Source organism: Xanthomonas sp. NCPPB 1128 (genome assembly GCF_001043115.1).
Lineage (GTDB): Bacteria > Pseudomonadota > Gammaproteobacteria > Xanthomonadales > Xanthomonadaceae > Xanthomonas_A.
In genome coordinates, this window is the sequence record NZ_LFME01000002.1 from 290705 (window position 1) to 312088 (window position 21384).

The window sequence follows — 21384 nt, forward strand, 5'->3', positions numbered from 1 at the left end:
ATGTAGGAGCTCTCTCGCTAATGCTTCCCGCGCTGCGCTGCATAAGGCATCAGCGGTGCCAATTGCGTAATGAGCAATTGCTGCAACGCGCGTCGGTCATGGTCCAGCAGTGCTTCCGTCTCGGCCAGGAAGCGTCTGCCGTCCAGTCCCTCGCCCCAGCCCAGTTCGCGATGCGCGGCCTCGCATGCCTCGACCATGCGCTGCATCAGCCTGAAGACTTCGATCGAATCCGCAGCATGCTCGGCGTCCTTGTCATCGGGGGCGGCAAAGTAGTCGCGGTTGAAGGTGGCCATGGTGATGCGCAGGCGCCAGAACGGGCTGTAGTAATGCGCGGATGCCACTGTTTCGTCGAGCAACAGGAACAGGCAGGTGCTGCCAAGCAGCATGCCGCAGTAGAAGTTCTCGTTTGGCGAGTCGTCAGGACCGAACTGAGGATAGTCGAGCAGCCGCCAGAGGACGGATGCCAGCGTCCCGGCGGTTTCGTCCGCATCGAGTTCGAGCAGCCGGCGCTGACTGGACGGCAGGCCTGCGGTGGCCGTGGCGCCCGATGCGTCGCGCTCCTCCAGCACGGCGTCGTCGCCGGACGTGCGGCGGGTGAGATGCAGATGGCCGCGATAGAAGTGCGCCAGCTCGTGCGTCAGCACCAGCATGGCCGCCGACAGCGTTGCCATCAGCACCAACGGATGGTCGTGCAGCGGCGTCAGCCACGGGCCGTGCTTCTGCGGCGGAGCGGTGCTGGCCATGGGAGCGGCCCGATCGATCCCGAAGCTGCGCCGGAAGGACGACGTCTGCAGGACAGCGCTGATGCGATGCGCCAGTTGCAGGAGCAGGCCGGCGTTGATGACGATGAAGAGGGTCTGCTGCTTGAGATCGAAGCTGAATTTCACGCACGCATTGACCTCGAGCGTCGGCGCGATGAAGACGCTCCGCCGCCAGGGCCAACCGGGCTCGCCCTGGCGAGGCCCCCTGTCGCCGACAACGCGCTCGGCGATCCGCAGAAAAGTCACCAGGATCGCCTCGAAGCAGCGCCGTTGCGCTGTGCCCAGCTCCAGTCCGTCGAGGAAGTGCGCATCGAAGCGGCTGCCTTCGCAATGCAGACGGATCCATGCGGCGATCTCGATGTGAAGCGGTTCGGGCAGATCGCCGACATGACACGTGCCGCGGACGGGATCGAGAAAATCCTGCAGATACCGCTTGTCCTGGCGTTCGGTCCTCACGCCCAGCGCGCCCAGCAGCGCATCCAGCATCACACTGGAATCCGCATCGAGCCGGTGTCCAGCCAGCGCTGGTGCCAGGACAGCGCCTCGGGCAGCAGGTGTGGGGTGTGCTTGCCGTAGCTGGCGTGCAGGGCGCGATCGAAGTAGTCCTGCAGCTGTGCGCGGTAGCTCGGGTCCACGCACTGCGCGAGCAATTGCTGCGCGCGTTGTCGCGGCGGCAGGCCGCGCAGGTCGGCCAGGCCGTGCTCGGTGACGATGATGGACACATCGTGCTCGGTATGGTCGACGTGGCTGACCATCGGCACGATCGAGGAGATGCTGCCGTGCTTCGCGGTGCTGGGGCTGAGGAAGATCGACAGGAAGCCGTTGCGCGCGAAGTCGCCGGAGCCGCCGATACCGTTCATGATGCGGCTGCCCATCACGTGGGTGGAATTGACGTTGCCGTACAGGTCGGCCTCGATCATGCCGTTCATGCCGATGCAGCCCAGCCGCCGCACCAGCTCCGGATGGTTGGAGATCTCCTGCGTGCGCAGGATGATGCGCTGGCGATAGAAATCGATGTTGCGCTTGAACTCCTCGTTGGCCTCCGGGCTCAGCGCGAAGCCGGTGCACGAGGCGACCTTGAGCACGCCGCTGCGCAGCAGGTCGAGCATGCCGTCCTGGATCACCTCGGTGAAGGCGCTGAGGTCGCGGAAGCCGCTGCTGGCCAGCCCGGCCAGCACCGCATTGGGAATGTTGCCCACGCCGGACTGCAGCGGCAGCAGGTTGGGCGGCAGCCGGCCCTTGCCGACTTCGTGCTGGAAGAACGCGATCAGGTGCTCGGCGATGCGCTGGCTGGTGGCGTCGGCCGGGGTGAACGGGCTGTTGCGGTCAGGGCCGTGGGTGCGCACCACCGCCACGATCTTGTCCGGGTCGCAGCGCAGCGACGGCTCGCCGATGCGGTCGTCGGCGTGCAGCAGCGGGATCGGCTTGCGCTGCGGCGGCAGCGCGGTGCCGTAGTACACGTCGTGCATGCCGTCGATGCCGGCCGGCTGCCAGTCGTTGACCTCGACGATCACCTTCTTCGCCAGGTCCAGCCAGGTCTTGTTGTTGCCGACCGAGGTCGACGGGATCAGGCTGCCGTCTTCGCGGATGCCCGCCACTTCCACCACCGCGGTGTCGATCTGGCCATAGAAACCGAACCACACGTGCTGGGCGACGTGGCTGAGGTGGATGTCGATGTAGTCCAGCGTGCCGGCGTTGATGCGCTGGCGCGCGTCCGGGTCGGACTGGAACGGCATGCGCAGGGCGATGCCGTCGGCCTTGGCCAGCGCGCCGTCCAGTTCCGGCGCGGTGGAGGCGCCGGTCAGCAATTGGATCTTGAACGACTGGCCCTGCAGGTGCGCCGCTTCGATCCGCTGCGCCAGCGCCATCGGCACCGCCTTGGGATAGCCGGAACCGGTGAAGCCGCTCATCGCCACCGTCTCGCCGGGCTGGATCAACGCCGCCGCGGCCTCGGCGCTGACGATGCGCTCGCGCAGGCGGGGATGGAGGATGCGTTCGGCGGACATGCGGCGACCATGCGTGGGAAGGGGAGGGCAATTATCGCGGATCGGGCCGAGGCCCGCCCTGGGGTGGCTCCCCACTTTCTGTGCCTGTCGCGCGGCGGTGCCTGCCGGCGCAACGCAGAGATGCGGACGCACGCCATGGTCTGTGCGAGGTGTGCGGCGCTCGCGCCGGACCCTCAGCCCAACCCCTCTCCCGGTGGGAGAGGGGCTTTGGCGGCCATGCGGGCACCGCCACGCAACCCCGGGTGCGCGCCATCGCCGCTTTCACGCGTTCAACGCCGTGCCGCGGCGATAGTGCGGCGGTGCCGCTCCTCACTCGCCCACTGACTGCCGTCCACGCGCGCTACCGGCGTTTGCCGCGCGGCTGGCGCCTGCTCTTGCGTGGCCTGCTGATCGCCTACCTGCTGTACCTGCTGGCCGGCAACGTGTTCCTCAACACGCCGCTGTTCGACCTGGCCACCAACCGCAAGCCGGGGAAGTTCCGCATGCACACCGGGCCGGCCGTCACCGTGCTGCCGGGCTTCATCACCGCCTGGAACGTGCGCATGCGCGGCCACGTGCAGCGCAACGTCTGGCAGGTGCGTGCCGACCGCGCCAGCGCGCGCATCGCGCTGCTGCCGCTGCTGCATCGCGAAGTGCGCCTGCCGTGGATGGAAGCGGTGAACGTGGTCGGAGAGATGGACCGCGTCGACGAGATGATCCCGCCACCACCGCCCAGCGACCAGGGCTGGACCCTGCGCTTCGATGCGATCCACAGCGGCACGCTGCGCCGCGCACGCTTCGGCGAGTTTGCGATCGAGGGCAAGGGCCATGGCACCGTCGGCTTCCTCAAGCAGTTGCGCGGCGGCCCGTCGGAACTGTTCCGCTCGCAGATCGTGTTCGAGGACGCCAGCGTGCGCTACGGCAAGCGCCAGATCGCCGACCAGGCCACGCTTGACGCGCGCTTCGCGTTCCCGCGCCACTACCGCGCGCAGGCGCCGGGGCTGCGCAAGCTGGGCATCACCGATCTCGCGCTGCGCGTGCACGGGCGCAGCGTGGCCCTGCGCATCGATACCGCCGGCGACACCACCAAGCTGAGCACCGAGCCCGGGCTGGGCCACGTGCAGGCCGATCTGCACCTGCTGCGCGGCGCGTTGCAGCCTGGCAGCACGCTCAACTGGCGCGTGCCGCTGCACGCCGGTGTCGGCGCCACCGATCGCGGCGTGCTGACGCTGCTGTTGGACGTGGAGGGCGAGGACATCCGTGCACGTGCGCGCCTGCCCGGCCAGGTCGATCCGCGCAGCATGCTCGATGCCGACCTGCGCATCGCCGGGCGCCAGGTGCCGTTCGCCGATCTGGCGGCGCTGCTGCCGCGCATCTCCGGCCGCGTGCAGGGACGCTGGCATTTCGAGTCGTTGAACTGGATCAGCGACCTGCTGGTGCGCAAGCCGTGGTTCCAGCTCGACGGCGGCGGCGACGTTGCCGCCGATCTGCAGTTGCGGCAGGGCGCGCTGCAACCCGGCAGCCGTCTCGACGTGCCCGACGTGCAGGCGGTGGCGGAGATCATGCGCGTGCGCTTGAGCGGCAAGGCGCAGGCGGCCGGCCGTATCGTCGGCAGCGCCGACCAGCCACGCACGCAACTGGATGTGCGCATGCGCCGCTTCGCGCTGGCGCCGCTGGCCGAGCCCAAGGCGAGTTTCGTCGAAGGCGAGAACCTGCAACTGGACCTGCAGGGCGATGGCGCGCTGGCCACGCTGCGCGATTCGCTGCAGGCGCGGCTGCGCTTTTCCGATGCGCGCGTGCCGGACCTGCGCGCCTACAACCGCTACCTGCCGGCAGCGCAGGTGCGCGTACTCGGTGGCGATGGCCGGCTCAGCGGCGACCTGCAACTGGACGCGTCCGGCCAGGTCGGGCAGGGCACCGTGCGCGTGCTCGGCCGCCAGGCGCGGCTGCAGACCGCGGGCCTGGAACTGGCCGGCGATCTCGACCTGGACGCGCGCCTGCGGCGCGCCGAACTGCAGGACAAGCGCTTCGATCTGAGCGGCAGCACGCTGCGCCTGCAGGGCGTGCGCTACGGCACCCAGCCCAAGCAAGGCGACTGGTGGGCGACGCTGCGCATTCCGCAGGGGCGCATCGCCGCGGCGGCGCCGGTGCAGGCCGATGCACAGGTGCAGATGCAGATGCGCGACGCCGGGCCGGTGCTGGCGGTGTTCGCGCAGCACAGCGATGCGCCGGCGTGGCTGTTGAAGCTGGCCGACGCCGGGCAACTGCAGGCCAGCGGACAGTTGCGCTGGCGCAAGGATGCGCTGTGGCTGGATCGGGTGGCGGCGGAGAACGAACGCGTGGCCTTGCGCGCGCGCCTGCGCGTCGGCGATGCCGGCACGCAGGGCGATCTGTATGCGCGCTGGGGCGTACTCGGCGTGGGCGTGGCCTTGCGCGGCGAACAACGGCAATGGCATCTGCTCGGCGCGCGCGAATGGTATGACAAGCAACCGCCGTGGCTGCCGGAAGCGCCGGCACCGGCAGCATCGCCCTAGCGTACCGGCGAACGCGTCGTGCTACGCGCCCTCGTTCTTGCGTAGTCAAGGGCGAAGCAATGCTTCGTGGCGCAGGTCCGCCGCTTTTCCCATTCCCAGCAACCAGCAGAATGTACTGCCCGGTATCGTTTTGCACTGCAGCGTGCAATGTCCAAAAAAAGCGCCCAAGATCGCCCTGCATCCCGACGTGGGGGAGGGAGCAAAGCCCGCTAGCAGTTCGCTGCCAGCGGGCTTTTTTATTGCCCTTTTCTGGGTCAGGCCGCTGCAGGCTCTGCGATGGCTTGATGTGGGGTATCGATACCACGCATCCGTGTCAGTGACGTTTCAGCGTTGCGTTTCTTTGGTGTCTGCGCTGCTCGCGGCGTCTGCGGCGCAGCGCGTACAGCCGGCGCTCGCGTCAGGTCGGCATGGCCTGCGACGGCGGTTCCGGCGACGGCGGCAGTTCCGGCCGGGTCGGATCCACGGTCAGCGGCTCGTCGCTGCGCAGCAGCGCGTGCGCCTCGGCTTCGCTGGCCACCGCCGGGGGCGAGCCGCGCAGCGGCATGCCGGCGGTTTCGCGCACGAAGACCATGGTCGCGATGCCCACCACCGCCGCACCCATCAGGTAGTACGCCGGCACCAGTGGATCGCCGGTGCGCTCGACCAGCCACGCGGTGACCAGCGGCGTGGTACCGCCGAACAGCGACACCGACACGTTGAAGGCGATCGACAGCGCGCTGTAGCGCACCGGTGTGTAGAACAGCGCCGGCAAGGTCGACGGCATCGAGCTGGTGAAGCACACCAGCGCCACGCCCAGCAGCATCAGGCCGAGGAAGATCAGCCAGTCGTTGCCGGTGCCGATCAGCAGCAGGCACGGCACCGCCAGCACCAGCAGCGCGATGCATGCGCCGATCACCATCGGCCTGCGCCCCAGGCGATCGCTGAACAAGCCGCCGACCACGTTGAGCGGCATCATCACCAGCATCACGATGATGATCAGCAACAGGCCCTTGCTCTCGGCGTAGCCCATGGTGACGCTCAGATAGCTGGGCATGTAGGTCAGCAACATGTAGTCGGTGACGTTGAACACCAGCACCAGGCCCACGCACTTCAACAACTGCGGCCAGTGGATGCGGAACAGCGCGCCCAGGCCCGGCGCGTCGTGCTCGCGCCTCTCCGCTTCTTCGGCATAGGCCTGGAATGCCGGGGTTTCCTCCAGCTTCATGCGCATGTACAGGCCGAGCAGGCCCAGCGGGCCGGCGATCAGGAACGGCACGCGCCAGCCCCAGTCGCGCATCTGCGCATCGCTCAGCGCCACGTGCAGCGCCGTCACCGTGGCCGCGCCGGCGATGTAGCCGGCCAGCGTGCCGAACTCCAGCCAGCTGCTCATGAAGCCGCGATTGCGGTCGGTGGAGTACTCGGCGATGAAGGTCGCCGCGCCGCCGTACTCGCCGCCGGTGGAAAAGCCCTGCACCAGCCGCGCCACCAGCAACAGGATCGGTGCCCAGATGCCGATGCGTTCGTAGGAGGGGATCAGGCCGATCGAGAACGTGCCCAGCGCCATCAGGATCATGGTCGCGGCCAGCACTTTTTGTCGCCCGTAGCGGTCGCCCAGCGGGCCGAACACCAGCCCGCCCAGCGGGCGCACCAGGAACGCCACGGTGAAGGTCGCGAACATGGCGATCAGCTGCGCGGTGGGGTTGGTGCTGGGGAAGAACACGTGGCCCAGGGTCACGGCGAGGTAGCCGTACACGCCGAAGTCGAACCATTCCATCGCGTTGCCCAGCGCCGCCGCGCCGACCGCCCGTTTGAGCATGGGTTTGTCGACGACGGTGACTTCATCCACCCGCAGTTGGCGGCGGCGCTTGAACCATCCGAAATGGGCGTGGAACTCCGACATGTCTTCTCCTGTCCTGGAACGGTGAGGTCATGACCCCCGGCCCGCACACGGCAGGGCAACGCAAGACGGGAAGACGCAAGAGGCGCCGCACTGGTCTGCGGGGGCACGATCCCGGATGGCCGCGTCAACACCACGGCGCTGCGGGATCGAAGCGACGGAGCAGGCGGCGTGTGATCACGCGAGGCTCCGTCGAGGGGGCACATGATACACCATCGCCCGATTCGGCCGGGCGGCATGGTCCGCGAAACGCGGCGAACGTGGCGTGAAACGCTGTGTATTGTGGCGATCTGCGGCAGTGCGTGATGCGTGCGGCGTCGTGTTTGCAACGCCTCGCGAGCGCAGCCGGCACGCGGTGGGCATGTCCCGGGCGCGCTTGGCGCGTGACTCTGTTGCAGGCCAATGGCGACGTGTCGCTTTGAGCGGATCGCAATTGCAATGCGAGCGCAATGCCGAACGCCTTGCATGGTGAAAGGCAGAAGCACCCCGTAGGAGCGGCTTTAGCCGCGACGGGGCGCTACCGGTAATGCCCGTCGCGGCTGAAGCCGCTCTTACAGCTGAGCCGCGAAAAGCCTGCGCTGCTGGATGTGCCTGAATGCCCAGGGATGCCAGAATCGCCCGATGTCCGACGCGTCCTCCACCGTTCCCGCGGCCCTGCAGCCCACGCTCGATCGCAGCCTTGCGCGCCTGCGCCAGGCCGTGGCCGCGCAGCCATGGCCGTCTTCCCCCGGTTTCGACACCGCGCTGGCGCGCGCGCTGCTGGCCAGTGATTTCCTGCTCGACACGCTGTGCCGGCAGCCGTTCTTGCTCGCGCACCTGGCGCAGCCGGACCCGCCGCCCTTGCCGCTGCCGCAACTGGATCCGGCGCAACCGGCAGCGTGGCCGGCGCAGTTGCGCCGCTACCGTGCCGCCGCCTCGGCACGGCTGGTGTGGCGCGACGTGCTGGGCCTGGACGAGGTCGATGCGACCCTGGCAGGCAGCACGCAGCTGGCTGAGGACTGCCTGGCACTGGCGCTGCAGGCGCTGGAAGGCGAGTTCGCCGCGCGCCACGGCGTGGTGCGTGCCGCCGACGGCAGCGTGCAGCGGCTGGTGGTGTTCGGCCTGGGTAAGCTCGGCGGCGGCGAACTGAATTTCTCCTCCGACGTGGACCTGGTCTACGCCTACCCGCAGGGCGGCGAGTCCGATGGCGCGCGCGCACTGGCCGCGGAGGAGTACTTCGCGCGGCTCGGCCAGCGCCTGGCCCGGCTGCTCGACGAGACCACCGCCGACGGCTTCGCGCACCGCGTGGACCTGCGCCTGCGGCCGTTCGGCACGGCCGGCCGGGTGGCGCTGTCGTTCGCCGGCATGGACCAGTACTTCCAGCGCGAAGGCCGCGACTGGGAACGCTACGCCTGGCTGAAGGCGCGCGCGGTGGCCGGCGACATCGCCGCCGGCGAGGAGTGGCTGCAGACGCTGCGCCCGTTCGTGTACCGGCGCTATCTCGACTACACCGCGCTGGACGGGCTGCGCGAGATGAAGGCGGCGATCACCGCCGAAGTCGCACGCCACGATCGTCTGGACGACATCAAGCGCGGCGCCGGCGGCATCCGCGAGATCGAGTTCCTGGTGCAGTCGCTGCAGTTGATCCGCGGCGGCCGCGAAGCCGCCTTGCGCGAGCGCCGCCTGTTGCCGGCGCTGCACGCGCTGGTCGCGGCCGGCCAGGTCGCCGCCGAGGACGGCGCGGCGCTGGCGCAGGCCTATCGCTTCCTGCGTCGGGTCGAGAATCGCCTGCAGATGCTGCGCGATGCGCAGACCCATGCGCTGCCGGAAGACCCGCTGGACCGCGCGCGCATCGCCTTCGGCCTCGGCTATGCCGATTGGACCGCATTGCACGCGGCGCTGCAGGTGCAGCGCGACCGCGTCGCCGCCGAGTTCGCCGAACTGCTGGCGCCGCGCGAGCGTGCGTTGGCGCCCGATGCGCTGGCCGACTACTGGCGCGGCCTGCCCGATGGCGGCCAGGCGCAGGTGCTGCGCGCGGCCGGTTTCGCCGACCCTGACGGTGCCGACCAGGCCTTGCGCGGCTTCGTGCAGTCGCTGGGCGTGCGCACCTTGTCCGATGCCGCACGCGCGCGCCTGGACCGGGTGGTGCCGGCGCTGCTGCATGCGGCGGCGCGCTCGGCGCAGGCCGATGCCGCCCTGCACCGCGTGCTCGGCCTGCTGCAGGCGATCCTGCGCCGCGCCAGCTATCTGGCTCTGCTCGACGAACAGCCCAGCGCGCTGGCGCGGCTGGTCGACGTGCTGGCGCGCAGCGCGTTCCTGTCCGAGCGGCTGGCCGCGCACCCGCTGTTGCTGGACGAACTGCTCGACAGCCGCGTCGACGGCCCGATGCCGGACCAGGTCGCGATGCAGCGGCTGTGCGATGCCGCGGTCGCCGCCGCCGGCGACGATCCGGAAGCGGCCCTGCGCGGCCTCAACGAAGCGCGCCAGGCGCTGAGTTTCCGCATCGCCCTGGCCACGCTGGACCGGCGCCAGCCCGCGCTCGACAGCGCCCGCCAACTGGCGCAGCTGGCCGAGGCGGTGGTCGTGACCGTGCTGCGCCTGGCCCGCACCGAGCTGGTCGCCGCGCACGGCGAGGTGCCCGGCGGCAGTTTCGCCATCGTCGGCTACGGCAGCCTCGGCGGCGTGGAGCTGGGCATCGGCTCGGACCTGGATCTGGTGTTCCTGTACGACCACCCGCCGGGCGTGGAAGCGTCGGTCGGACCGCGGCCACTGGAAAGCGGGCGCTGGTTCGCGCGGCTGGCGCAGAAGGTGATCGCCCTGCTCGGTGCGGTCACCGGCGGCGGCCGCCTGTACGACATCGACGTGCGCCTGCGCCCGGACGGCGGCAAGGGCGCGCTGGTGTCGTCGCTGGCCAGCTACCGCGAGTACCAGCGCGACCGCGCCTGGACCTGGGAGCACCAGGCATTGGTGCGCGCGCGCGGCGTAGCCGGCGACGCGTCGCTGCTGCAGCAGTTCGAGCAGGTGCGCGCGCAGACCCTGGCGCGCCCACGCGAGGCCGCCGCGCTGCGCGAGGAAGTGCGCAAGATGCGCGCACGCATGCGCGCCGAACTGGACCGCAGCGATGCCGCGCGCTTCGACCTCAAGCAGGGGGCCGGTGGCCTGGTCGACCTGGAATTCCTGGTGCAGGCCGGCGTGCTGCTCGGCGCCGCGCAGCAGCCGGCGCTGCTGGCGCCGCGTGACACCCCGGCGCTGCTCGACGCGCTGGCGCACAGCGGCTGGCTGGCGCCGTCCATCGCCCCGAGCCTGCATGCGGCGCATGCCACGCTGGTGGAGGCCGGCCTGGCCTGCACGCTGGACCGGCGTCCGCGCCTGACCGCGCCCACGGCCGAGATCGCCGCGGCGCGTGCGGCGATCCGCCAGGCTGCCGCCGCGCTGGACCTGGTGTTCGTCGATGGCCGCGCCGGTGGCGACGTGGCGGCGTAGCGCCGCGCGTGGCGCTGACGGAACGTGTAGGAGCGGCTTCAGCCGCGAGGGGCTTTACCAGGAAAGCCCCTCGCGGCTGAAGCCGCTCCTACGAGGCGATGACCCTGAAGCTCGTCGGCTGGACTGCCTGGGCATGCTGTCCGGGCTGCGACCTGAGGGGCGCCGGCTACACGCTGACGTACTGCGAGTGGAACCAGGCCGTGTCGGGATCGGTGTCCACCACCTGGTCCGGATCCACTCCGAACAATGCCTGGTAGGCGTGCTTCCACAGGCCGGCGCGACCAGCGCACAGGTCGTGCCACAGCGCATGGAAGGTCACGGAGTCGAACACCCGTACCAGGTCCACGACCTGCTCGAGGTAGGCCTGGAACAGGTAGACCCGGTCGCCGGCGACCAGGATGTTGATGTTGTGGATCAACGGCGATGGATCGCCCAGCAGCACGATGTTGACGAAGTCGCCGTCGGCGAAGCTCGGCAATGCCGCGTCCGCCAGGTACGGTGTGGTGCGCAAGGGCCGGTCGCGGCGCAGCAGCACCATTTCCAGCATCAGCGGAGCGAAGGTGTTGCAGGACCATGCCGGGTCGGAGACGGCGGGCGTGGTTAGCGTGGCCAGGGCCATGCCGGGCGGCGACATCTGCGCCAGGGTGGCGTTGAGCGCGCTGAGTGCGAGGGTGGAGGTGACATCGTGCGGCATGGGCGTGGTCTCGTCGCAGGCGCGGCGCACGGAACGCGCGCCGCTGATGGCCTGTTCAACGTCTGTCGCGGCCGCTTGTGAAGCCACCCACGCCCGGAGGCGCCGCCGTCAGCGCGTCGGCGCCATCCGCCACAGCAGCGCGCGGAACGGCGCCAGCAGGCACACGCCGATGCCCAGCTTCACCGCCAGGTCGCCGGCGGCCCAGCTCAGCCACGGCAGCGTCGAGCCGGCGAAGGCGATCGACCAGAAGATCGTGGTGTCCAGGGTCGCGCTGCAGGTGGTGGCGACGATCGGCGCGCGCCACCAGCGCCCGCGGCGCAGCCGGTCGAACACGGTGATGTCCAGCAACTGCGCGGCGATGAAGGCCAGGCACGAGGCCGCGGCGATGCGCGGGGTGGCGATCCAGATCGACAGCAACACCGCCAGCGCGAAGCCGCACCAGGCCACCCGCCGCGCCGCGCGCGGGCCGAAGCGGCGGTTGATCAGGTTGCTGACCAGGAACGCGACCGGATAGCTGAAGGCGCCCCAGGTCAGCCAGTCGTTGATCGGAAACTGCACCAGCACGTTCGACAGCAGCACCACCGCGCCCATCGCCAGCACGGACAGCAGCAGCGCGCGCGGGGTCAGCGCGGCGAAAGTGGGCGAGGGAGCGGCAAGCGACGGCACGGCGATCTGGGACAGGGCGGGGCGCGCATTATCGCGGCCTGGGCGCGCCGTGACCATGTCGAGCGTGTGGACGATATCCACGCACATGTGCGTCGTAGGAGCGGCCTCAGCCACGACAGGGCGTTCCCCGATTTCGCGTGGTCGCGGCTGAAGCCGCTCCTACCCTGGGGAAGCCCGCGATGGGACCGCTGTTGCGATTCGCCGATTCCCGCTCCCGGCTTCACCGCACCGGCACTGCCGGAGGCTGCACTGTGGGAGGGACTTCAGTCCCGACCCGATGACGCGTCCGCTTTGCACGGCGCGCGTCCCCGCCCTTCACGCGTCGCGGCTGAAGCCGCTCCTACAAGTGGAACCCCGCGATGGGGGCCGCTGTTGCGATTCCCCACTCCCGGCCTCAGCGCGCCGGCGCCGCCGTCCCGTCCACCGCCGCGCGGCCCACCGCTGGGTCGTCGGTGAAGAAGCCATCGATGCCTGCGGCGATCAGTGCGCGCATCTCGGTGATGCTGCCGGCGGCGTTCACCGCGGCCGGGCCGCGCGCGTCCTGCAGCTGCTTGGGCAGGAAGTAGTTCTCGGGCCGGAACGTATACGGAATCACCTGCAGGCCGGCCGCATGCGCGTCGGCGACGAAAGGCGTGGGCGCAGCCAGCGCGCCGTCGGCGCTCACCGGCACGATCGCGCGCAGGTTCGGGCTGACCAGCTGCGCGTACTTGGCGATCGCGCGCAGGCCCTGCGCGCTGCCCATCTGCGCGTAGGTCGGGCCGTCGCGCAGTTGGTCGCCCGGGCGCTCCTTGGGGTCGCCCAGCAACTGCACCAGGCGCACGTTGGGATGGCTGCTGCCGAGCTTGCCGTGCAGATATTCCAGGTTGCCGATCTCGAATGACTGGATCACCACCGGCGCCTTGCGGGTGTAGGCATGTGCATAGAGGGTGGCGACCAGCTTGTCTTCCATCGCCAGGCCAAGCCCGCGGAAGTAGGTGCCGTGCTTGATCTCGGGAATCAGCCCGATCGGGCGCTCGTGCGTGGCCGATTCGGCCGCGGTGAAGTCGATGATCTCGTCCAGGGTCGGCACCTGGAACTGCCCGTCGAAGGCGGTGCCGCGCAGTTGCGGCAGGCGCTCGCGCGCACGCAGGGTCTTCAGCTCGGCCAGGGTGAAGTCTTCGGTGAACCAGCCTTCCACGCGCTGCCCGTCGATCTGCTTGACGGTCTTGCGCGCGGCGAACTCCGGATGCGCGGCCACGTCGGTGGTGCCGCCGATCTCGTTCTCGTGGCGGGCCACCAGCACGCCGTCCTTGGTCGAGACCAGGTCCGGCTCGATGAAATCGGCGCCGTCGGCGATGGCCTTGGCGTAGGACGCCAGCGTGTGCTCGGGCCGCAGCGCACTGGCGCCGCGGTGGCCGATCACCAGCGGCTTGCTCTCGCCCGGTGCGGCGGCCGCTGCGGCCGCCGCGGTGGTCGCCAACACGGCCATCGCGCATCCCAACAACCAGGAGGTGGATCGGATCATCGCATGCGTTCCGGTGCGGGGGCGGACGGACAGGATGGACGCGCTCAGAAGCGCGCGTCCAGGGTCAGGAACGCCTGCCGCGGCGCGCTGGCGTGGAAGGCCAGCGAGCGGCCGTTCGGGTCGCTGTTGCTGAAGGCGGTGAGGTTGGAGGCGTAGCGCTTGTCGGTGAGGTTGGTGACGTTCAACGACAGCTTCAGGTCCCGCAGGAACGACACCGCCCCGAAATCGTAGCCGGCGCCGGCATCGAAGGAGGTGTAGCCGCCGAAGCCCTGGTCGTTGGTGTAGGTGTAGTAGCGCTGGCCGGTGTACTTGCCGCGCAGGTTGGCGTTCCAGCCGTTCCAGGTCCAGCTGAGTTCGCTGGCGAACATGCGCTTGGGCGTGTCCACGGTGTACTTGCCGGCGGTGGGGATGACCACGCCGTTCTGCACGTAGTTGTCGTCGTAGGTAGAGCGGTTGATCGAGGCCGAGTTGTACCACTGCAGGTGCGCGGTCGGCTTCCAGATGAAGGTCAGCTCGCCGCCGCGGCTGCTCACCGAGCCGACGTTGAAGAAGCGCGTGGTGCACGCCGGGGTGGTGCCCTGCTGGATGCTCGGGCAGGGGTTGAGCGAGAGCAGGCGGTTGTCGAAGGTCACGTCGTAGCCGACCAGCGAGGCCTCGAACTGGTCGCGCACCAGGCGGTAGCCGGCTTCGAAGGTCTTGGACTTCTCCGGCTGCAGCGCGCCGACGCTGGCGTCGAACGAGGCCTGGGTCACCAGCAGCGGGCCGCCGGCGCCGCCGCCCTGGAACGCGGCGATGTTCTCGGCATAGGAGGCGAACACTTCCTGGCCTTCGGCCAGGCGGTAGCTCAGGCCGGCCTGCGGCAGCAGCGCCTTGCTGGCCTTCAGCTCGCCGTTGGCCACCGGCGCTTCCACCGCGATCCCCGGGGTCTCGCGCGCGGTCATGGTGGTGTGCGGGCTCTTGGCGCCGATGTCCAGGGTCAGGCGCTCGTCGAGCAGCTTGAAGGTGCCCTGCACGTAGGCCTGCTTGGTGGTGATGACGTAGTCCTGCGAGAACAGCCGGCGGTTCGGGTTGCTCAGGAAGATGTCGTCGTCGATCGGGCCGTCGATCCAGTAGAAGTTACGCTCGACATGGTGCTTGTTGCGCTCGTACCACACGCCCGCTTCCAGGTGGTGCGGGCCGATGTCCCAGCCCAGCGAGGCGATGCCGCCGGTGCGGTTGATGGTGTAGTTGGTGCTGCGGATCGAGATCGGCAACGTCTGCGGCGTGCCCGGGTAGGACGGCTGGCCCGGCGACCACCAGTGGCCCTGGCCTTCGTTCTCGTGGTGGTAGACCTGAGTGTGCACGCTCACCGCATCGGACGGCTGGAAGTCGCCGGCCAGGTAGTACAGATCGTCGTTGCGCAGCGCGCGGCTCTGGTAGTAGGCGTCGTCGATGTTGTCCACGCCGCCGCTGTAGCCGCAGCGGCTGGGGTTGCGCGTGGCCGGTGCGCAGTAGGCGGCGGCCAGCGCGCGCTGCCAGTCCGGCGCATACAGGTTCCAGTCCCAGCCCAGGCCGCGGTGCAGGCCGCTCTTGGAGAGATAGGCGTAGTCGGCCTGCGAGGTGCGCGAGGTATCGACGAAGGCGGTGATCTTGCCGCCCTCGAATTGGTACACGCCCTTGCCGTTGAACTGCGCCGTGTGGGTCGGCGAGCCCGGCGGCGCCCACATGTCGGCGTCGGCGTAGATGCCGGACAGGTAGGCGGAGAAGCCGTTGTGCTCGCCGGTATCCAGGCGCAGGTAGGTGCGGCGGTTGTTGTCCGAGCCCACGGTCTGCGCCAGGCGCACGCCGACTTCGGTGGACGGATCGTCGGAGTAGTACTGCACCGTGCCGCCGAGGTTGCTGGTGGAGGCGGTGCCCAGGCTGCCGATACCCGAGGCCAGCTCCACGCCGCCGAAGTTCTCGGCGATCAGCGCGCGGCTGATGTTCAGGCCGTTGTAGTTGCCGTAGGCGTTGTCGCCCAGCGGCAGACCGTCGAGGGTGTAGCCCAGGCGCACGCCGTTGAAGCCGCGCAGGCTGATGGTCTGCGATTCCTCGTTGGCGCCGAAGGCGTCGTTCGACTGCACGTTGACGCCGGGGATGCGGTTGAGCAGCTTCTGGATGCTGGTGCCCGGCGGCAGTACCGCCACGTCCTGCGTAGTGATGCGCTGCACCTGGCGGGTCTCGCCCTGTCCGATCACCGACACCGCATCGAGTTGCTGCACGTCGGACGCGGCGCTCTCGGCGGCGGCAGGCTCCGCGGCGGTGACGGCGAAGGGCGACAACAGGGCGGCGAGGATCGCCGTGCTCAGCAGGGAATGGAGAGGCATGTGCAGGGGGAGTCGTAAAGGAAGTGCGCACACGATGCGACAGCCACGTTGCAGGTTGGCGTCATCCGCGTTGCGTTTGTCATGCAGCGGTCCTGTGGCGTGGCATCCGTGTCGCGACCGTAGCCCGCCATGGCCACAGGCACGCCATCGTGGGCCATGGTGGAAGACGCGGCGTTGCATCGCGTGCATCGACATCAACTCGATACAGAGTGTCGTCGATTGCCATGCGTGGCGGGTGGTGAACACATGTAAGCGTGTGTGTCGGAAACACGGCGAAACATGCTGTTTCCAAAGTCGAAAACGGAGTCGGCCGTCAAAGTTTTGTAGTGCGTTCCTCCTCAATGATCACGCCTCGCCCAAGCCCGACGACGTGCCGATGCGTGCAGACATGAGCAGGAAGCGCAGTGCCCTCGCGTCGATCGGATCGTTGTCCGCGTGCCGTGTCGGGTCCTTGCGTTGGCATGTCGGTGTGCGCTGCGCGCGCCGTACCCTCACCCCAACCCCTCTCCCGATGGGAGAGGGGCTAAGCGCTTCCCTTCTCCCCTCGGGAGAAGGTGCCCCGCAGGGGCGGATGAGGGTACGAGCGCAGCCTCGCAGCAACGAATCACGCGCGCGCTGTGCGCGCCGTACCCTCACCCCAACCCCTCTCCCGGCGGGAGAGGGGCTACACGCTTCCCTTCTCCCCCCGGGAGAAGGTGCCCCGCAGGGGCGGATGAGGGTACGGGTGCAGCCTCGCAACGCCGGATCAACACGCGCGCTGCGCGTTCTGCACCCTCACCCCAACCCCTCTCCCGAGGGGAGAGGGGCTATCGCGTTCCCACCGCGAGGCCACTACGGCCTCGTCCACTCGCTCTACCCCCGGAGAGACGCCCATGCTTGATCGCATCCGCCGTCGGCCCTTGCTGGCTGCCGTGTTGTCCGCTTCCCTGCTGTGCGCGCTCGGCACCGCCAATGCCGTGCCCGACGCCTCCATCGCGGCAATGACCGCAACGCTGCGCAGCGCGCCGGTCAACTTCGACGTGCACCTGCCGTTGCGCGATCAGGCCGGGCTGGACGCGCTGCTGGCCGATATCCAGGATCCGGTCTCGCCGCAGTACCACCACTGGCTGACGCCGGCCGAATTCCAGCGCCGCTTCGCCCCGGCGCCGGCGCAGGTCGCGCAGGTGCGTGCCGCGCTGCAGGCCGCGCACATGAATGTCACCGAGCAGGGCGCCACGCTGCATGTCAGCGCGAGCGCGAACAACGTCGAGCAGCTGTTCGCGGTGCCGCTGACGGCCGAAGTGCAGCAGGGCAGCCAGGCCCGCCTCGCCGCCGCCGCTCCCTTGCAACTGCCTGCCGCACTGCGCGACACCGGTGCGACCGTGACCGGCCTGACCCGCGGTGCGCCGCCGATGCACGTCAACTGGCAGCGCGCGTCCACCAAGAATCCCGCCAACCGCTACGGCGCCGGCGGCACCACCTACTGGTACAACGACCTCAAGCAGGCCTACGGCTATCCCTCCTACCAGGCCACGACCGGCGCGGCGGCGCAGCAGCGCCGGCTCGACGGCACCGGCAGCACCATCGCCATCCTGATCAGCAGCGACGTGCTGGATTCGGACATCAAGGCGATGTTCGACCACGAAAACTTCAGCCGCTACGCCGCCAATCACGCCGACCCGACCCTGTACGCCCGCCACTACGTGGCCGGCGCCAAGCCGGGCCTGCAGGACGGCAACGACGCTGCGGCGGGCGAGGCCGCGCTCGATGTGGAGATGGCGCTCGGCGGCGCGCCCGGCGCGCGCGTGCTGCTGTACGTGATCCCGGACCTGAGCGATGCCTCGGTGCTGGCCGGCTACCGGCAGATCGTGCAGGACAACCAGGCCGACGTGGTCAGCTCCTCGTTCGGCGGTTGCGAGCTGTACTACACCGCGGCCTACAACGGCGGCAAGGATTTCACTTCGCTGCTGCGTCCCTACGATGCGGTGTTCAAGCAGGGCAACGCGCAGGGCATCACCTTCGTCGCTTCCAGCGGCGACAACGCCGGCCTGGACTGCGCCGACACGCAGTACGCGGTGAATCACAAGGACGGCCGCTTCGTCGCCGGCGTCGAGCATCCGGCGGCCAGCCCGCACGTGACCGCGGTCGGCGGCGGCAACCTGCTCACCGCGTACAAGAAGGGCAGCCTGGAGTCGGGCTACAAGAGCGAAAGCGCCTACGGCGATCCGCTGGAGACTGCCGACTACTACGGCTTCGGCGCGAACCTGGCCGGCGGCTATTGGGGGGCCGGCGGCGGCGTCAGCACGCTGTTCCAGCGTCCGGCCTACCAGCTGCGTGCGCTCGGCGGGACGCGCACCTCCATGCGCGCGCTGCCGGACATCGGCATGCTGGTCGGCGGCTGCCCGGGGATTGCGACGCAGCCGTGCCGTGAGGGCGACAGCTCGGTGGCCACCTACTTCAAGGGCGGCATCGAGGCGGTGATCGGCACCAGCGTCGCCGCGCCGGAGTTCGCCGGCGCGGTCGCGCTGCTGGTGGAGAAGCAGGGCCGCCAGGGCAATCTCAACGACTACCTCTACCGCCTGGCCGCCAATGGCCCGGAGGCGCTGCATCGCGGCATCCCCGGCTACAACGGCGTAGTCGACAACAACCAGCCCATCAAGGGCAAGTACAACTACACGGTGGGCTTGGGCACGCCGGTGGTGCGTTTGCTGATCGGCGCGCTGGATGCGGCGCCGGCCGGCGTGCCGCGTTCGCCGAGCAATCCGTAACGCGTTGGGCCCGGTGGCCGCGTCGGCGTCGTGGCAGCGACGCCGGCGCGGCGGCCGATCAGGCCAGGGCCAAACGGTCGCGGATCAGCGCGGCCACGCGCGCGGTTTCGCGCAGCGGTTCGATGCCGGTGGCGTGCACGTCGCCGGCATTCTTTACCGGAAGCAAGCGGCCGCGCGCCTGCAAGGCACGATGGAAATCCAGCGCGCGGCCACGCGCCGTCTCCGGCATCAGCACCTGCACCGGCACGCGCGTGGCGCAGGCTTCCGACAGCAAATTCACCGAATCCGGCGTGCACGCGAAGCGCTCGGCCCAGCCGAGCACGCCGGCATAGGGATTGGCGCCATCGTCCGCGCCGCACCACACAACGCCTGGCACATCGGCGAACGTGCGACGCAGGGCCGAGGCCACCGCAGGTGGGGTGCGTCGCGATGCGCTGGCAAGAATGCTGCCGCCGTGCGCGTGCAACGACGCCGCGATCGCGGCGAAAGTGTCCTGCGCCTGTGCCTCGCTCCAAGGCGCCATCCCGGAAGGACCGCCGACCAGCAGCCCGACGCGCGGCGAGGGCAATGCGCCCAACGCAGGAAACGCCGCGCGCCCGGCGGCCAGCCAGGCGTCGTCGATCGGATGCAGGCTGCCGAGCAGGGTCAGCACGTTGGCGCCGCGCAAGCGATCGTGCGCCGGCACCACCACCACATCCCAATGCCGCGGATCCAGCCGCGGATCCAGGAGTTGCACCACCTGGCTGCCGCGCGCGCGCAGCAGCCGCGTCGCCAGTGCAGCCTGGCGACCGCAGCCCACGGCCAGCCGCGGTGGTTGCCGCAGCGCTTCAGTGAAGGCCGCGCCGTAGGCATGCTGCGCGCCGGGGAGCCAGCGCGGCGCCAGCCAGCGCCAGGGCATGTGCGGCTGCAGCAACTGCGCATGGATCGGTGTCGCGGCCGGAACAGCTAACGCGGCGGCCAGCGCCTCGGCCTGGCGGGCGTTGCCGGCGCGGCCATCGCTAATCGCCCAGGTCGCGTCCGATCGTTTCACGTTTGGTAGTAATCCGTTGCATCGCGGCCGGGTGTTGCGACAATCGCGCCACTCTACACTGGCCGCCTCGCATCGGGACGGCCCCACCGGCATCCTGGCGCTTCCCTCGATCAAGGAACTTCCCCGCATGTCCGACGCCTTGCACGACGCCGCCCTCGACCAGTTGTTCCGTACCGCCCGCACCCAGAACGCGTTCCTGGACAAGCCGGTCGGCGAAGACACCCTGCGCGCCCTGTACGATCTGGTGAAGTGGGGCCCGACCGCGGCCAACGGCAGCCCGGCGCGCTTCGTCTTCGTCACCTCGCCGCAGGCCAAGGAAAAGCTCAAGCCGGCCCTGTCCGAGGGCAACCAGGCCAAGACCCTGGCCGCGCCGGTGACGGTGATCGTCGCCCACGACGAGGACTTCCACGAGAAGCTGCCGTATCTGTTCCCGCACACCGACGCCAAGAGCTGGTTCGACGGCCCGCGCGAAGGCCGCAGCGAAGGCGCGTTCCGCAACGGCTCGCTGCAGGGCGCCTATCTGATCCTGGCCGCGCGTGCGCTGGGCCTGGATGCCGGTCCCATGTCCGGGTTCGACAACGCCAAGGTCGATGCCGCGTTCTTCGCAGGCACTGCGATCAAATCCAACTTCCTGGTCAACCTCGGCTACGGCGATCCCAGCGGCCTGTTCCCGCGCCTGCCGCGCCTGAGTTTCGACGAGGCCGCGCGCATCGAGTGAGCGCGCGCGTCCCGCTTCCCTGTCCCACCGCAGGCCCGCGCCTGCCGCAGTTTCGTCCCATCACCCTTTCAAGGAGTTCCATCATGACCAAGACCCGCAAACTGCTGCTCCCGCTCGCCCTGGCCCTGGCCGTCGTCGTCGCCCAGCCCGCCACCAGCGCCTTCGCCGCGCCGGCCGCTGCCGCTGCCGCTGCCGCCAAGGGCGTCTCCGGCACCTACAAGCTCGACCCGGCCCACACCGACGTGCTGGTGCAGTGGAGCCACTTCGGCTTCTCCAACCCGTCCGCGAACTTCGGCGACGTCGACGGCACCCTGGTCTACAACGCCCAGGACGTGAGCAAGTCCAGCGTCAACGTGACCCTGCCGCTGTCCGGCCTCAACAGCTTCACCGCCAAGTTCGACGAGCACCTGAAGAGCGCCGACTTCTTCGACGCCGCCAAGTTCCCAACCGCCACCTTCAAGAGCACCAAGGTGACCTCGGCCGGCGCCAACAAGCTGACCGTCGCCGGCGACCTGACCATCAAGGGCACGACCAAGCCGGTGGTGCTGGCGGTCACCCTCAACGGCGCCGGTCCGCACCCGATGAAGAAGGTGCCGGCGCTGGGCTTCGACGCCACCACCACGGTCAAGCGCAGCGACTTCGGCCTGGGCGCCTACGTGCCGAATGTCAGCGACGAGGTGAAGATCCGCATCACCACCGAAGCGCTGCAGGACGCGGCGGCCAAGTAAGCCGGCCTGCGCGTGCGGCGGTGCCGCTTCGCGCGCTGCCGTCCGCTGCAATGCAAACGCCCGCCGTTCGGCGGGCGTTTGTGTTTCCGGGGTCTCGTTGTGTGTCGCGAGCGGAAAGGCTTGCGAGAGCCTTCAATTGCGACGAAAAGCGCGCGGTAGGAGCGGCTTCAGCCGCGACGCGTGGAGCCGACGTGCCTGTCGCGGCTGAAGCCGCTCCTTGTATCTGGACGTGACGCCCCTAAACAGGTGTCATGTCTTCCGACTGATCATCGGAGGAGGTGCGGGAAGTCCAGTCGCTCCTAAAGCTTCGAGCTTGCATCGTAGATCGGCTCCG

At 69.4% G+C, this 21384-nt stretch carries 13 protein-coding genes; 5 read left to right on the top strand and 8 right to left on the bottom strand.

Features of this window, described 5'->3' with window-relative positions; genetic code table 11:
• Positions 1 to 17 precede the first annotated feature (17 nt).
• Together ACP93_RS03370 and ACP93_RS03375 are read right to left on the bottom strand one after the other, a co-directional pair.
• Entirely contained in the window at positions 18 to 1247 is a 1230-nt protein-coding gene (locus ACP93_RS03370; protein ID WP_048489346.1) for a hypothetical protein, read from the bottom strand.
• The gene (locus ACP93_RS03375) at positions 1247 to 2767 is read right to left on the bottom strand and encodes an acetyl-CoA hydrolase/transferase family protein (RefSeq protein ID WP_048489347.1); all 1521 of its coding nucleotides are present in this window, start codon (positions 2765 to 2767) and stop codon (positions 1247 to 1249) included. The genes ACP93_RS03370 and ACP93_RS03375 overlap by 1 nt, the downstream gene beginning before the upstream one ends.
• A gap of 299 nt (positions 2768 to 3066) precedes the next feature.
• Here ACP93_RS03375 and ACP93_RS03380 point away from each other — a divergent pair, with 299 nt between their 5' ends.
• Positions 3067 to 5280 carry a translocation/assembly module TamB domain-containing protein gene (locus ACP93_RS03380; protein WP_082143360.1) on the top strand — a complete coding sequence of 738 codons (2214 nt, stop codon included), beginning with the start codon at positions 3067 to 3069 and terminating at the stop codon, positions 5278 to 5280.
• Positions 5281 to 5677: 397 nt separating this feature from the next.
• On the opposite strand, the gene proP is transcribed toward ACP93_RS03380, so the two are convergent.
• The gene (proP, locus tag ACP93_RS03385) at positions 5678 to 7159 is read right to left on the bottom strand and encodes a glycine betaine/L-proline transporter ProP (protein ID WP_048489348.1); all 1482 of its coding nucleotides are present in this window, start codon (positions 7157 to 7159) and stop codon (positions 5678 to 5680) included.
• Between the two features lie 618 nt (positions 7160 to 7777).
• On the opposite strand from proP, the gene glnE reads away from it, so the two are divergent.
• The gene (gene glnE / locus ACP93_RS03390; protein ID WP_048489349.1) at positions 7778 to 10618 is read left to right on the top strand and encodes a bifunctional [glutamate--ammonia ligase]-adenylyl-L-tyrosine phosphorylase/[glutamate--ammonia-ligase] adenylyltransferase; all 2841 of its coding nucleotides are present in this window, start codon (positions 7778 to 7780) and stop codon (positions 10616 to 10618) included.
• A 166-nt stretch (positions 10619 to 10784) separates the two neighbouring features.
• Here the strand turns inward: glnE and ACP93_RS03395 are convergent, their stop codons facing one another.
• The 4 genes from ACP93_RS03395 to ACP93_RS03410 form a co-directional block, all read right to left on the bottom strand.
• A complete protein-coding gene (locus tag ACP93_RS03395) occupies positions 10785 to 11312 on the bottom strand; it encodes a hypothetical protein (protein ID WP_048489350.1) in 528 nt (175 codons plus the stop codon).
• A gap of 108 nt (positions 11313 to 11420) precedes the next feature.
• Positions 11421 to 11978: a queuosine precursor transporter gene (locus ACP93_RS03400; RefSeq protein ID WP_048489393.1), complete on the bottom strand. Its 558-nt coding sequence runs from the start codon at positions 11976 to 11978 to the stop codon at positions 11421 to 11423.
• A 394-nt stretch (positions 11979 to 12372) separates the two neighbouring features.
• Positions 12373 to 13446: a glycerophosphodiester phosphodiesterase gene (locus ACP93_RS03405; protein ID WP_048489351.1), complete on the bottom strand. Its 1074-nt coding sequence runs from the start codon at positions 13444 to 13446 to the stop codon at positions 12373 to 12375.
• An 80-nt stretch (positions 13447 to 13526) separates the two neighbouring features.
• Positions 13527 to 15827 carry a TonB-dependent receptor gene (locus ACP93_RS03410; protein WP_048489352.1) on the bottom strand — a complete coding sequence of 767 codons (2301 nt, stop codon included), beginning with the start codon at positions 15825 to 15827 and terminating at the stop codon, positions 13527 to 13529.
• A gap of 872 nt (positions 15828 to 16699) precedes the next feature.
• On the opposite strand from ACP93_RS03410, the gene ACP93_RS03415 reads away from it, so the two are divergent.
• The gene (locus ACP93_RS03415) at positions 16700 to 18574 is read left to right on the top strand and encodes a S53 family peptidase (RefSeq protein ID WP_048489353.1); all 1875 of its coding nucleotides are present in this window, start codon (positions 16700 to 16702) and stop codon (positions 18572 to 18574) included.
• Positions 18575 to 18632: 58 nt separating this feature from the next.
• On the opposite strand, the gene ACP93_RS03420 is transcribed toward ACP93_RS03415, so the two are convergent.
• Positions 18633 to 19604 carry a mitochondrial fission ELM1 family protein gene (locus ACP93_RS03420; RefSeq protein ID WP_048489354.1) on the bottom strand — a complete coding sequence of 324 codons (972 nt, stop codon included), beginning with the start codon at positions 19602 to 19604 and terminating at the stop codon, positions 18633 to 18635.
• A 127-nt stretch (positions 19605 to 19731) separates the two neighbouring features.
• Between ACP93_RS03420 and ACP93_RS03425 the strand changes: the two genes are divergently transcribed.
• Both ACP93_RS03425 and ACP93_RS03430 read left to right on the top strand, forming a co-directional pair.
• A complete protein-coding gene (locus ACP93_RS03425; protein WP_048489355.1) occupies positions 19732 to 20322 on the top strand; it encodes a malonic semialdehyde reductase in 591 nt (196 codons plus the stop codon).
• Positions 20323 to 20405: 83 nt separating this feature from the next.
• Positions 20406 to 21050 (top strand): YceI family protein, encoded by a 645-nt coding sequence (locus ACP93_RS03430; protein WP_082143355.1) that lies wholly within the window; start codon positions 20406 to 20408, stop codon positions 21048 to 21050.
• The last annotated feature ends 334 nt before the right edge of the window (positions 21051 to 21384 follow it).

What these genes read in the sequence shown, in the direction of transcription:
- ACP93_RS03370 (WP_048489346.1), bottom strand. Translation starts at nt 1,247, where the DNA reads ATGCTGGATGCGCTGCTGGGCGCGCTGGGCGTGAGGACCGAACGCCAG.
- ACP93_RS03375 (WP_048489347.1), bottom strand. Translation starts at nt 2,767, where the DNA reads ATGTCCGCCGAACGCATCCTCCATCCCCGCCTGCGCGAGCGCATCGTC.
- proP (WP_048489348.1), bottom strand. Translation starts at nt 7,159, where the DNA reads ATGTCGGAGTTCCACGCCCATTTCGGATGGTTCAAGCGCCGCCGCCAA.
- glnE (WP_048489349.1), top strand. Translation starts at nt 7,778, where the DNA reads ATGTCCGACGCGTCCTCCACCGTTCCCGCGGCCCTGCAGCCCACGCTC.
- ACP93_RS03395 (WP_048489350.1), bottom strand. Translation starts at nt 11,312, where the DNA reads ATGCCGCACGATGTCACCTCCACCCTCGCACTCAGCGCGCTCAACGCC.
- ACP93_RS03405 (WP_048489351.1), bottom strand. Translation starts at nt 13,446, where the DNA reads ATGGCCGTGTTGGCGACCACCGCGGCGGCCGCAGCGGCCGCCGCACCG.
- ACP93_RS03410 (WP_048489352.1), bottom strand. Translation starts at nt 15,827, where the DNA reads ATGCCTCTCCATTCCCTGCTGAGCACGGCGATCCTCGCCGCCCTGTTG.
- ACP93_RS03415 (WP_048489353.1), top strand. Translation starts at nt 16,700, where the DNA reads ATGCTTGATCGCATCCGCCGTCGGCCCTTGCTGGCTGCCGTGTTGTCC.
- ACP93_RS03425 (WP_048489355.1), top strand. Translation starts at nt 19,732, where the DNA reads ATGTCCGACGCCTTGCACGACGCCGCCCTCGACCAGTTGTTCCGTACC.
- ACP93_RS03430 (WP_082143355.1), top strand. Translation starts at nt 20,406, where the DNA reads ATGACCAAGACCCGCAAACTGCTGCTCCCGCTCGCCCTGGCCCTGGCC.